This window comes from Patulibacter sp. (genome assembly GCF_030655195.1).
Lineage (GTDB): Bacteria > Actinomycetota > Thermoleophilia > Solirubrobacterales > Solirubrobacteraceae > Patulibacter.
In genome coordinates, this window is sequence record NZ_JAURWA010000151.1 from 1 (window position 1) to 12,847 (window position 12,847).

General features: G+C 72.1%; 9 protein-coding genes. 3 read left to right on the forward strand and 6 right to left on the reverse strand.

The genetic code is table 11. The features are described from left to right. A partial coding sequence (locus Q7T67_RS17020; protein WP_304792422.1) for a serine/threonine-protein kinase occupies positions 1-1,028 on the reverse strand: 1,028 nt, incomplete at its 3' end. A 310-nt stretch (positions 1,029-1,338) separates the two neighbouring features. Between Q7T67_RS17020 and Q7T67_RS17025 the strand changes: the two genes are divergently transcribed. From Q7T67_RS17025 to Q7T67_RS17035, 3 genes are all read left to right on the forward strand, one after another. After that, on the forward strand, positions 1,339-2,553 hold the full coding sequence (locus Q7T67_RS17025; protein ID WP_304792425.1) for a hypothetical protein: 1,215 nt from the start codon (positions 1,339-1,341) through the stop codon (positions 2,551-2,553). A 4-nt stretch (positions 2,554-2,557) separates the two neighbouring features. Continuing rightward, positions 2,558-3,124, forward strand: a complete 567-nt coding sequence (locus Q7T67_RS17030) for a DUF4446 family protein (protein WP_304792428.1) — start codon at positions 2,558-2,560, stop codon at positions 3,122-3,124. Positions 3,125-3,431: 307 nt separating this feature from the next. Beyond that, positions 3,432-3,923: an HNH endonuclease gene (locus Q7T67_RS17035; RefSeq protein ID WP_304792431.1), complete on the forward strand. Its 492-nt coding sequence runs from the start codon at positions 3,432-3,434 to the stop codon at positions 3,921-3,923. A 680-nt stretch (positions 3,924-4,603) separates the two neighbouring features. On the opposite strand, the gene gyrA is transcribed toward Q7T67_RS17035, so the two are convergent. The 5 genes from gyrA to dnaN form a co-directional block, all read right to left on the reverse strand. Then, entirely contained in the window at positions 4,604-7,267 is a 2,664-nt protein-coding gene (gene gyrA / locus Q7T67_RS17040; protein WP_304792434.1) for a DNA gyrase subunit A, read from the reverse strand. A gap of 43 nt (positions 7,268-7,310) precedes the next feature. Further along, the gene (gene gyrB / locus Q7T67_RS17045; protein WP_304792437.1) at positions 7,311-9,908 is read right to left on the reverse strand and encodes a DNA topoisomerase (ATP-hydrolyzing) subunit B; all 2,598 of its coding nucleotides are present in this window, start codon (positions 9,906-9,908) and stop codon (positions 7,311-7,313) included. Positions 9,909-10,098: 190 nt separating this feature from the next. Then, complete coding sequence (locus Q7T67_RS17050; protein ID WP_304792440.1) at positions 10,099-10,476, reverse strand: DUF721 domain-containing protein; 378 nt, start codon at positions 10,474-10,476, stop codon at positions 10,099-10,101. After that, positions 10,473-11,660 carry a DNA replication/repair protein RecF gene (locus Q7T67_RS17055; protein ID WP_304792443.1) on the reverse strand — a complete coding sequence of 396 codons (1,188 nt, stop codon included), beginning with the start codon at positions 11,658-11,660 and terminating at the stop codon, positions 10,473-10,475. Before Q7T67_RS17055 ends, Q7T67_RS17050 begins: the two co-directional genes overlap by 4 nt. A gap of 31 nt (positions 11,661-11,691) precedes the next feature. Next, complete coding sequence (gene dnaN / locus Q7T67_RS17060) at positions 11,692-12,801, reverse strand: DNA polymerase III subunit beta (RefSeq protein ID WP_304792446.1); 1,110 nt, start codon at positions 12,799-12,801, stop codon at positions 11,692-11,694. Positions 12,802-12,847 lie beyond the last annotated feature (46 nt).

Sequence of the window (12,847 nt, forward strand, 5' to 3'; positions counted from 1 at the left end):
GGCGAGCGCGGCGCCGGTCCCGGCCCCGCGAGCGCGCGGCGCCACCACGGCTCGGGCGGCTGGACGGCCACGGAGTCGCGCGTGGACTGCTCGCGCAGCACGGGGGAGAGCGCGACGCCGCGGGACGCCAGGCCCCGGCGCAGCGCGCGCTCCAGGTCGAGCACCGTGCCGCGTGCGCCGGGGTCCTCGGCCACGACCCGGTCGATCGCGTCGAGGACGCCGTCGGGCAGGTCGGGTCGGCGCGGGCGCAGCGACGGGATGTGCGCGTGGGACCGCACGAGCGCGTCGGCGCGCTCCGGCTTCCCGGCGGGGTGCTCGCCGACGAACGCCTCGTGCAGGATCACGCCGAGCGCCCACAGGTCGCCCGCCTCGTCGCCCTGCCCGCCCGTCAGGCGCTCCGGCGCCATGTACGACAGGGTCCCGACGATGCGGCCCCTGCGGGTCTCCTCCTCGAGCTCCGTCGCCCGCGCGATCCCGAAGTCGGCGAGCTTCGCCGGCGGGACGTGGGGGTGGCAGGCGGTGCCCGGTCCGGCGCCGCGCCGGACGCCGCGCGCGAAGGCGTCCGCCGGCACCAGGACGTTGCGCGGCGTGACGTCCCGGTGGACGATCCCGTGGTCGTGCGCGTGGCGCAGGGCGACGCAGAGCGCGACGCCGATCTGCAGCAGCTCGTCGTCCGTGTGGGTGTCGTCGCGGATCGTCCGCCGGAGCGTGTCGCCGGCGACGAACTCGGTGACGAGCCACGTGCAGCCCTCGGCGCTGGCCAGGCCGTAGGTGGTGACGACCGTCGGGTGCCCGAGGCGGGCGGCTGCGCGGCCCTCGCCGAGTGCGCGGTCCCCGCCGTCGTTCGGGAGGCACTTCAGCGCGACGAGCCGGCCGAGGTTCTGGTCCTCCGCCATCCACACCGTGCCCGCGCCGCCGCGGCCGAGGATCCGCACCAGGCCGTAGCGGCCGAGCACGACGTCGCCGGGCCGGCGGTCGCCGCCCGCGAGCGGCCGCAGGCGGGCCGCCGTCGGGGCCGCGTCGTCCATCACCGGTGGGGTGACGGGCGCGGCCTCGGAGAGAGAGGGGCCGTCCGTTCCGGGGGCGGCTGCGGTTCCCGTGCGCACGGCGCGGTCTTCGCCCCCGTGCGGGACACTCCTCCCGTCGGGCCGCGATCGGCGCGCTCGCGCCGGCGGCGTCCGTCCGGCGGTCGTCCGAGGACCGGAGCGATCCCGGTTTGCAGGTGTTCCCGAAAAGAAGGACTCGCCGCCGGAAGGACGAAACGGCAGGCAAGACCGTCGGTAGCGTCCCTGAGGACCCGGCCGCACGCACCCCTCCCACCTTCCCCAGGAGCACCCCGTGTCGTTCTTCGACGACGACGACTTCGATGAGCCCACCCACGTCGCCGATGCCCCTCGGCGCGATGGCGGGCGCCCGGGCGGGCTCGCGGGTTTCGTCCGCAACGCGGCCGGTGGCCGGGGCGGCGGCGGTGGCGGCGGTCGACGGACGGCCCCCGGCGGGATCGACCCGCAGACCGCCCGCACGCGGCAGCTCGTCGCGCTGGGCGTCATCGTCCTCGTCCTCATCCTGCTGGTCTTCGCGGTCAACTCCTGCGTGAAGTCCGGGCGCACGTCCGCGCTGAAGGACTACTCCCGCGACGTCACGTCGGTGCTGCAGGAGTCGAGCTCCGAGGTCGCCGAGCCGATGTTCGCGGCGCTCTCCTCCGGCGAGGACGCGACGACGATCCAGTCCGCGCTGAACCGCCTCCGCGGCGTCGCCGAGGAGCAGGCCGAGACGGCCAAGAGCTTCAGCGAGCCGGGCGACGACAACGGCAAGGCCGCCCAGCGCGACCTCGAGCTGGCGATGAACCTCCGCGCCGAGGCGATCCGCGTGATCGCCGAGCAGGTGCCGGCGGCCAAGGCCGACGAGGGCACCGCCGACGCGGCGGTCCGCCAGATCGCCGGGCAGCTCAGCGCGTTCCTCGCGTCGGACGTCGTGATCCTCCAGCGCACCAAGCCGCTGATCGACCAGGCCCTGGCCGACAAGGACGTCAGCGGCGCCGACGTCAGCGCCCCGCGCACGGTCACGGACGTGACGGTCCTGGACCCGGTCACCGTGCAGGGCGCCCTGGGCGGCGGCGGCAGCTCGAGCGGCTCGTCGGGCAGCTCCTCCGGCCCCGTCCGCGACCGCTCCTCCGAGACCCCGACCGACCCGAACGTCACGCACGGCACCAACCTCGCCGGCGTCTCGTTCGGCAGCACGGCCCTCACCGCAGGCACCCCCGCCGACGTCACCGGTCGGGCGATCTCGGTCCAGGTCCAGAACAGCGGCCAGGCGGACGAGACGAACCTCGAGGTCGGTGCGACGTTCACGCCGTCCGGCGGTCGGGCCGCGTCGACGAAGAAGGCGCTGGCCTCGATCGCCCAGGGCGCCACGAGCACCGTCGAGCTGGAGCTCCCCTCGGGCGTGCGGTCCGGACAGAGCGGCGAGCTGGTCATCACCGTCGGCGGCGTCCCCGGCGAGGAGAACCTCGACAACAACGAGGCGACCTACACCGTGACGATCGGCGGCTGATCGGGTGGCCGGGAACGACGAGACGTTCCACCTGCTCGCCGTCGTCGGCGCCGGCCTCGCGCTCCTGGCCCTCGTCTGGCTCCTGGTGCTGTCGCTCCGGGTCCGGCGGCTGCGGCGCGACCAGGTCACCGTCCTGGGCGACCACGGCACGGACGACCTCGTCGCGCACGCGGCGGCCCTCAGCCGGCTCGTCACGCTCGAGACGGCCGAGTGGCGCACCGCGTCCGCCCGGCTCGCCGAGCGCATGGGCGGCATCGAGGGTGCCCTGCTGAACGTCTTCTCCCGCCACGGCCTCGTCCGCTACGACGCCTACGGCGAGCAGTCGGGCCAGCAGTCCTGCTCCCTGGCCCTGCTCGACGTGCGCGGCGACGGCTTCGTCATGACGTCGATCCACCACCGCGACCAGGCGCGCCTCTACATCCGGCGGATCAGCCGCGGCAAGCCGGAGCACCGCCTCGCCCCCGAGGAGGAGGACGCGCTCGCGCACGCCCTGCGCACCGGGGCGATCACGGCGGACGGCACCATCGACGGCGTCGCCGCCGAGCCGCGCGAGGGCGTCGACGAGGCCTGAGGTCGACCACCGGGCACGAACCCGCGTGACCCGTCGGTGAAGTGGGTGGACATCCGCAGGCCGGCGAGTATTCTCGATGGCCGGAGTGCGGGTGTTGCACACGGGAGAGCCCTCAGCCACCGTCGTGACCCTGCCGCCCCGCGGCGCCGGAGCTCCTCCGGTCCAGCCCAGGGGTGGTGGACACGCCACTGCGCGCCAACGCCGCTCGGGGACCAAGGCCGGTCCCTCGAAGGGTGCGCCGGTCGCCTCCGCGACGACCACCGAGGCGTCGCTCTCCGCCGGACCCGCCACGGCGCCCAGCTCCCACGTGCTCGTCCTGAACGCGACGTACGAGCCGATACACGTGTGCGGCATCAAGCGCGCGGCCGTGCTCCTGCTGAAGGAGAAGGCGGAGGTCATCGAGAACGGCGACGGCGAGCTGCACGCCGAGCACACCGCCATGGCGCGCCCCGCGATCATCCGGCTGCGCACCTACGCCCCGGTGCCCCGCCGCAGCCGCCGGCGGCTGACGCGTCGCGCCGTCTTCGCCCGCGACGACTGGACCTGCCAGTACTGCGGCGACCATCGCGACCTCACCGTCGACCACGTCATCCCGCGCTCCAAGGGCGGCTCCTCGGAGTGGGAGAACATCGTCGCGTGCTGCTCGTCGTGCAACCGGCGCAAGGCCGACCGCCTCCCGCACCAGGCGCGCATGTTCCCGAAGACCACGCCGCGCCCTCCGCACCCGTCCGTCTTCATCCAGGTCGCGTGCCCGCGCATACCGCCGAGCTGGGACTACTGGCTCGACGCCGCGGCGTAGCCTCGCCCGAGCCGGGCAGGGCGCCGAGGTCGGCGCAGCTCCCGGTGGTCTCCCGCCGAGATGCGCACCGGCATCACCTCGTCGCGACGATCGTCGTCTCGTCGGTCGGCCCCGAGGAGACGACCATGGTGGACCGGCTGTCCGGTCACGTCCACGGCGGGAACCGCACGCGCTCCCCACAACGACGCGCGGCGCCCCGAAGGACGCCGCGCTGAGTGTGCCGGGGGTGATCCCGACCGAGGTTCCGCTCCCCACCGTGCCAGTAACACGGGTGCGTATCCGCTGGGACCAGGGCTGACCCTCGATCGGCAGTGACGCGTGAGCGTCACCGACCTCCCGGATGACCGTCGTCAGACGACGGCCACCTCCTGAGTCCCGGAATTACTGTCGTAGATTCGGACCACCTCCTTTCTCTGGTGCAGTTCCTCGAACCTAGCAGGACGATTCGCGGAGGTCGAACGACAACCGGATCACCGTCCCTCACTCGTCCTGCGGGTTCGAGTCCGACCCGCCGATGCGGGACGGACCGTCCCGGCTGCGGGGCCCCCGACGGCCCTCGGACCGCGCGCGATCCGGCTCCGGGGGATCGGCACCGCCGACCCCCGGAACGACGGAGGGGGCACGACCGACCGGCCGCACCCCCTCGTCACCGCATCTCCGGGCCCGAGGCCCGGAACCGATCACTCCCCGTCGGGGACGTCCTCGTCCTCGTCGCGGTTGACGGTGCCGGGCGTGTCGTCCGCCTCGTCCTCGGGCGCCTCGTCGGAGCCCTGGTCCACCGGCTCGGACTCCACCACGTCGTCCGGCACCGGCGCGTCGGCGGCGGACAGGTCGACGGGGCCACCGCTGACCAGCGGGTTGCCCTCGGCGTCGACGAGCTCCTCGACGACGTCGGTCGTCTCGTCCTCGAGGATCCGGGCGATCGCGGAGACGCGGTCGTCGGACTTCATGTTCATGACCTTGACGCCCTGCGAGTTGCGGCCGTAGCGGTTGATGCCGCGCACGGCGGTCCGCTGGACCATGCCGCCCTCGCTGATGAAGACGAGGCCCTCGTGCTCACGGACGACCAGGGCGCCGGCCAGGCCGCCCTTGCTCTCGGTCAGCTGGATCGTCTTGACGCCCTTCGCCCCGCGCGAGGTCTTGCGGTACTCGCGGATCAGCGTGCGCTTGCCGAAGCCGTTCTCGGTGATCACGAGCAGGTCGAAGTCGTCGCGGGCGACGTCCATCGCGATGACCTGGCCGTCCCCGACGTCCATGCCGCGGACGCCGGAGGTGTCGCGGCCCATCGAGCGCGCGTCGTCCTCGGAGAAGCGGACGGTCAGCCCGGCCTTGGAGACCATCACGACCTCGTCGCCGTCGTCGACGCCGCGGACGGCGACGAGCTCGTCGTCGTCGCGGATCTTGATGGCGATGATGCCGTCGGCCTTGATCGGCGTGTTGTACTGCTGCAGCTCGGTCTTCTTCACCGTGCCGGAGCGGGTGGCGAAGATCAGGAACTCGGTCTCCGTGAAGTCGCGCGTGGAGAGCACGGACTGGATGCGCTCGCCCTCGCGCAGCGGCAGCACGTTGCCCAGGTAGCGGCCCTTCGCGGTGCGCGAGGCCTCCGGCAGCTCGTAGACCTTGGAGCGGTAGACCTTGCCGCGGTTGGAGAAGAACAGCAGGTAGTCGTGGCTCGAGCACACGAAGAGGTGCTCGATGTAGTCGCCGTCCTTCATGTCCATCCCGGTGACCCCGCGGCCGCCGCGCTGCTGCTGGCGGTAGGTGGCCAGCGGCAGGGACTTGATGTAGCCGGACTGCGTGATCGTGATGACCATCTGCTGGTCGGCGATCAGGTCCTCGATGTCGATGTCGCCTTCCGCGTGGGTGATGAGCGTCTTGCGCTCGTCCCCGAAGCGGTCGCGGATCTCGGTCATCTCCTCCTTGATGAGGTCGAGCACCTTCTGCTCGTCGCCCAGGAGCTCGCGGAGCTCCTTGATGCGCTCCATGACGTCGGCGTGCTCGCCGCGGATCGCGTCGCTCTCCAGCGCGGTCAGCTGCGAGAGGCGCAGGTCGAGGATGGCCTGGGCCTGGATCAGCGTGAGGCCGAACTGGGCGATCAGCTCGCCGCGGGCCGTCTCGCGGTCCTTCGACCCGCGGATCACGGCGATCACGGCGTCGAGGTTGTCCAGCGCGATGAGCAGGCCCTCGAGGACGTGCGCGCGGGCCTCCTTCTGCGCCAGCTCGTACTTCGCGCGGCGGACGACGACCTCGCGCTGATGGCCGACGTAGGCCGTCAGCACCTGCTGCAGGTTCAGCGTGCGCGGCACGCCGTCCAGCAGCGCGACCATGTTGACGCCGAACGTCGTCTGCATGTTCGTGTGCTTGTAGAGCTTGTTCAGCACCACCTTCGGCAGCACGTCGCGCTTGAGCTCGATGACCAGGCGCATGCCGCGGCGGTCAGTCTCGTCGCGGATGTCGGAGATCTCGGGGATCTTCTTGTCGCGCACCAGGTCGGCGATCTTGACGATCAGGCCGTTCTCGCCGCCCTTCTTGACCTCGTAGGGCAGCTCGGTGACGATGATCGCCTCCTTGCCCTGCGCCAGCGGCTCGATGTGCGCCTTGGCCTGGACGCGGATCTTGCCGCGACCGGTCTCGTAGGCGTCCTTGATGCCCTGGTACCCGAGGATGATCCCGGCGGTGGGGAAGTCCGGGCCCTTGAGGTGCTGCATGAGCCCCTCGACCGAGATCGACGGGTCGTCGATGAACGCGATCGTGGCGTCGATCGTCTCGCGCAGGTTGTGCGGCGGGATCTTCGTCGCCATGCCGACGGCGATGCCGGCGGAGCCGTTGACCAGCAGGTTGGGGTAGCGCGACGGCAGGACCGTCGGCTCCATCTTGCGGCCGTCGTAGTTCGGCGTGAAGTCGACGGTGTCCATGTCGAGATCGCGCAGCATCTCGAGGGACAGGCGCGTCAGGCGCGCCTCGGTGTACCGCATGGCCGCGGCGTCGTCGTCGTCGATCGAGCCGAAGTTGCCCTGACCGTCGACGAGCTCGTAGCGCATCGAGAAGTCCTGGGCCAGGCGCACGAGGGTGTCGTAGATCGACGCGTCGCCGTGCGGGTGGTAGTTGCCCATCACCTCGCCGACGATGCGCGCGCACTTGGCGTACGGCCGGGTCGGGCCGATGCCCAGCTCGGACATCCCGAAGAGGACGCGGCGGTGCACGGGCTTCAGGCCGTCGCGCACGTCCGGGAGCGCCCGGCCGACGATGACGGACATCGCGTAGTCGAGGTACGCGGTGCGCATCTCGTCCTCGAGGGCGCGGGGCTCGATGTTGCCCCCGCTGAGGGCGTCGGTCGTCGCCATGGATCAGGCTCCGGGTACGTGGGTGGTGAAGGTCGGGTGGGGCCTAGACATCGAGGTTGGCGACCTGGCGGCCGTGCTCCTCGATGAAGTCCCGGCGGTGCTCGACGTGCTCGCCCATGAGCATCGAGAACAGCCGATCGGCGCCGGCGGCGTCGTCGACGGTCACCTGTTGGAGGGTCCGGTGCGCCGGGTCCATCGTGGTGATCCGCAGCTGCTCGGCGTTCATCTCGCCGAGTCCCTTGAAGCGGGACAGCGCCACGCCCTTCTGGGCGACGCTGAGCACCCCGCGGCCGAGCTCCTCGAACGTGTCGGCGTCCTCGGTCCGCTCGCCGAGCCTGATCGTGAACGACGGCTGGCCGAAGATCCCGACGAGCTGCTGGTGGACCTTGACGAAGCCGACGTACTCCGGCGAGTCGAAGAGCGTCCGGTCGAGGTCCGTCGTGCGGGCCAGACCGGTCTTCTTCTCCGTCGTGCGGATCCGCAGGTGCGTGCCCTCCTCGGAGAGCAGCTTCACGTCGATCGCGGCGTCGATGCCCGAGACCTCGGCGGACTGCAGGCGCGAGAGGACCTCGGCGGAGCCGGTGATCCCGTCGTGGACGAGGCCCGTCGAGGCGAGGAAGTGGACCGTGTCCATGCCGTGCTCGGCGCGCAGCGCCGAGGCCCAGCCCTCGTGCTGCTTGCGCAGCCGGGCGAACTTCTTCCACTTCGCGTCGTTCAGCGCGACCTTGTCGCCGGCCGCGTTGATGATCTCGAACTTCTCGAGCTTGTCCGAGAGCAGGAACTCCTCGAGCTCGTGCTCCTTCTCGATGTAGCGGTCGTTGCCGCCCTGGCGCACCTTGTAGAGCGGCGGCTTGGCGATGTAGACGAACCCGGCCTCGATCAGCTCCTGCATCTCCCGGAAGATCAGCGTCAGCGCGAGCGTGCGGATGTGCGCGCCGTCGACGTCGGCGTCCGTCATCAGGATGATCTTGTGGTACCGGGCCGCGGTGATGTCGAACTCCTCGCGGATGCCCGTGCCGATCGCGGTGATCAGCGACTGGACCTCGGTGTTCTGCAGCACCTTGTCGATGCGGGCGCGCTCGACGTTGAGGATCTTGCCGCGGAGCGGGAGGATCGCCTGGGTGTGGCGGTCGCGGCCCTGCTTGGCCGAGCCGCCGGCGGAGTTGCCCTCGACGATGAACAGCTCGGCCAGCGACGGGTCCTTGACGGAGCAGTCGGCGAGCTTGCCCGGCAGACGGGAGTTCTCGAGCGCGCTCTTCCGGCGGGTCAGGTCGCGCGCCTTGCGGGCGGCGGACCGCGCCTGGGAGGCCTGGACGGCCTTGCGGACGACGGCGATGGCGTCGGAGCGGTTCTCCTCGAAGAACTCCATCAGCTTCTCGTTGACGACCTTCTGGACGAAGCTCTCGATGCCCGGGTTGCCGAGCTTCGTCTTCGTCTGGCCCTCGAACTGCGGGTTGGTCAGCTTCGCCGAGATGACGGCGGTGAGGCCCTCGCGGACGTCCTCGCCGGAGAGGTTGACGTCCTTCTCCTTCAGCTCGCCGTTCGTGCGCGCCCAGGCGTTGATCGTGCGGGTCAGCGCCGAGCGGAAGCCCGAGAGGTGCGAGCCGCCCTCGTGCGTGTTGATGTTGTTGGCGAACGAGTGGACCGACTCGGTGTAGGTCGAGTTCCACTGCATCGCGATCTCGACCGCGGCGCCCTCCTTCTCGTCCTCGGAGTCGAAGGCGATGACCCGCTTGCCGATCGGGTCCTTCGACTCGTTGAGGTACTCGACGAAGTCGGCGATGCCGCCCTCGTAGTGGAAGTCGACCCGCTTGCCGCTCTCGCGCTCGTCCTCGATGACGATGCGCAGGCCGCGGGTCAGGAACGCGGTCTCGCGCAGGCGGCTCTCGAGCGTCGACCAGTCGTACTCGGTCGTGTCGAAGATCTCGGTGTCCGGGAGGAACCGGATCGTGGTGCCGGTCTGCGCGCCCTTCGGGAGCGCCTCGCCCTTGGCGAGGTCCGCCGTCGGCGCGCCGCGAACGTAGGACTGCGTCCACACGTGGCCGTCGCGGCGGATCGTGACGTCGAACTCCTCCGACAGCGCGTTGACGACGGACGAGCCGACGCCGTGCAGACCGCCGGAGACCTTGTAGCCGCCGCCGTCGCCGAACTTGCCGCCGGCGTGCAGGACGGTCAGGACGACCTCGACGGTCGACTTGCCCGTCTCGTGCATGGCCACGGGGATGCCGCGGCCGTCGTCGGAGACCGTGACGGAGTTGTCCGGGTGGATGACGATCGTGACCGTCGAGGCGTGGCCCGCGAGGGCCTCGTCGACCGAGTTGTCGACGATCTCCCACACCAGGTGGTGCAGGCCGCGCACACCGGTCGAGCCGATGTACATGCCCGGGCGGTGACGGACGGCCTCGAGGCCCTCCAGCACCGTGATGTCCGCGGCGTCGTAGGTCGCGTCGGTCGCGGTGCGGGCCTTCGCGGCCTTCGTGGCCTCGGAGTTGGCGGCCTTGGCGGCCTCCTTGGCCGCCGCGAGCATCGCCGCCGCGTCTCCTGCGCCGGTGCCGGCCTCGCCGTCGCCGGCGGAGACGACCTCGACGGTCTCCTCCTCCGTCGTCGGCTCGTCGGGGGTGGTGTTCTCGTCAGTCGCCATAAGCCTCCATGCAGCGAAACGCCTCGGTCCCGTGGCCATCGAGGGCCGACCGAGGCGGAGCGTGCGAATCGTCCTCCAGGATACCACAGGGACCCCCCGCAAAACGGGGCGCGGACGGCCTCGAATCAGCCGTTGAGGCGTCGTTTGCGCCGCGTCTGTCGCCACGGGCCGCGACCTGCCCGGTCCCCCCTCATCCCCGCCCGCCGCGAGGCCGCCGAGGGCCGCCTGACGGTCGCCCGGTCCGGGGCCCGCCGCCGCTCCCGCCCGCACGGGTACGGATCGAGGTCACGTCGATGACCCCGGCGGCCCGCAGTCGACCCAGCAGCGTGGCCTCCAGCATCGAGATCTCGTGGGCCCAGGTGGCGTCCTCGCAGGCGACGTGCAGCGTGCCGTCGACGAACGCCACCGGTCGGCCGGCCCCCGAGATCGCCGGTCCGACGGCCCCGGGCCACGCCCGCTGGAGCCGCGCCAGGCCCACGTCGCCGGCGTCCTCCGGAGCGATCTCGTCGAGCAGCGACTCGAGGCCGGCCGCCGCGGAGTGGGGGGTCGACCGCCGCCGGCCCCTCACGACGACGACCCCGCCCGCCGGCCGCCGGCCACCGCGGTGGCGACCGCCGACCCCGGCGTCACGTCGATGCGCCCCACCGCGGCGTCGTCGGCGCCGGGGACGTGCGACGCCTCCGTCACCGTCACCAGGGCCTGACCCCGCTCGCTGATCAGCCCGACCAGGCGCTCGCGGCGGTCGGCGTCCAGCTCGCTCATCACGTCGTCGAGCAGCAGCACCGGGCGCGATCCCGACGCGTCCTCCATCACGTCGGCCTCCCCGAGGAGGAGCGCCAGGAGCGAGAGCCGCTGCTCGCCCTGCGACCCGAAGCGCGTGATCAGCCGCCCGTCGCGGCGGACCGCCAGGTCGTCGCGGTGCGGCCCGTGGTGGGTGAAACCGCGCTCGAGGTCGCCGGCGTGGCGCTCCTGCAGCGCGGCGAGCACGACCTCCGGATCCTCGGCGGCACGGGGCCGGTACGAGATCTCGAGCTCACCCGACAGCCCGAGCTGCGCGGCCCGCTCGTTCACGGCCGGACGGATCGCCTCCGCCGTCTCGCGGCGCGCCACGGTCAACCCGGCCGCCGCCTCGGCCAGCGTCCGGTCCCACGGCGCCAGCTCCTGTCCCGCCCGGTCGGCGTCGACCCCACGCGCGCGGAGCGACGAGAGGAGCGCGTTGCGCTGCCGCAGGGCCTCGTGGAACGCCCGCCGGACCGGCATCGAGGCCGGTCGCAGGACCGCGAGGAGCTGGTCGAGATGGGCGCGCCGCAACGCGGGACCGCCCTTCACGAGGACCATCCGATCCGGGAGGAAGACGCTCATCCTCGGGCGGGCCGGGTGGTCGAGCAGCGTCTCGACCGGGGACCCGTCGACCCGCAGGCGCCTGCCGCGGGGGGCCGCGGGGTCGATGCCCACGGAGAAGACGCTCGGCCCGGACGGGGCCATCACCGTCGCGGCGGCGTGACCGATCTCGGCGCCGCGACGGACGAGGTCCGCGTCGGCGGCCTGCCGGAACGACCGGCCGGTGCACGCCAGGTACGCGGCCTCGAGCAGGTTCGTCTTGCCGGCGCCGTTGGGGCCCGCGACGACGGTGAGCCCCGGTCCGAGCTCCACGTCCGCCTCGACGTAGGTCCGGACGTCCCGGACCCGCAGGCCGACCAGGTGCGTCGCCACCGCCGCCGTGCCCGCCCGGGGCGCGTCCGTCGTGGCCACGTGGTCGCCGGAGGCCGGGATCCCGCCTGCCCTAGGAGTTCAGGCGGATGGGCATGATCAGGTAGAGGAAGCCCTGATCGTCCGTCGTCTGCAGCAGGCCGGGACGGATCGGGCTCGTCAGGCGCAGCAGCACCTCGTCGCCGTCGATCGTGTCGAGACCGTCGCGGAGGTACTCCGGGTTGAAGCCGATCGCGAAGGGCTCCCCGTGGAACGGCACCGGCAACGCCTCGCGGGCCTCGCCGACGTCCTGCGTCTGCGCCGACACGACGAGCTCGCCCTCGGAGAACGACAGGCTCAGCGCCGCGGCCTTCTGCGCCAGCAGCGAGACACGCGAGACGACCTCGCGCAGCTCGCTCGTCGACACCCGCAGCTCGTGGTCGAACGTGTCCGGGATCAGCGAGCGGTACTGCGGGAAGGTGCCGTCGACCAGCCGGGAGCTGAGGACGTGCTCGCCCACCGTGAAGAGGACCTGGTTCTCGCCGCGGGCGACCGTCAGCGTCTCGGCGCCGCTGGCCGGCACGAGCCGCTCGAGCTCCTGCATGACGCGGGCCGGCACGTTGGCCTCGAACGAGCCCTCCAGGGCCTCCTCGAGCGTCGTCTTCTTCTCGGACAGCCGGTAGGAGTCCGTCGCCACCATCGTCAGGACCTCGCCCTCGGCGCGGACGAGCACGCAGGCCAGGAGCGGCCGGGTGTCGTCCTTCGCGGCGGAGCGGACGACCTTGGCCGTCGTCGCCACGAACGCGGCGGCGGAGACCTCGACGCCGGCGGCGCCCGACGGCTCGGGCAGCGGCGGGAAGTCCTCGCCACGGAGGGTGCGGAGGTGGAAGACGGCCGAGCCGGCGGTGACCTCGACGTCCTGCTCCTCCGTCCGCAGCTCGAGCGTCAGCCGCGGGCCGGGGGCCTGACGGGTGATGTCGAGGAGCAGACGGGCGGGGAGGACGACGGTGCCGGGGCGCTCGACGTCGCCCTCGAGGGCGATGCGCAGCCCGACCTGGAGGTCGGTGGCGCGCAGCTCGATGCCGTCACCCGTCGCAGCGATCTGGACCCCCGACAGCGTCGGGTTGGCGAGGCGCCCCGACGCGATGCGGCTGAGCGACTGGAGGTGCCCCAGCAGGTCCTGTGCGGCGGTGTGCAGTTTCACCTTGAAGTCCTCGGGAGAGAAGAGTGATCAGGAGTCGTAGGAAGGC

Coding starts and splice junctions, on each gene's coding strand:
- gyrA (WP_304792434.1), bottom strand. CDS start 7,267: ATGGCGACGACCGACGCCCTCAGCGGGGGCAACATCGAGCCCCGCGCC.
- gyrB (WP_304792437.1), bottom strand. CDS start 9,908: ATGGCGACTGACGAGAACACCACCCCCGACGAGCCGACGACGGAGGAG.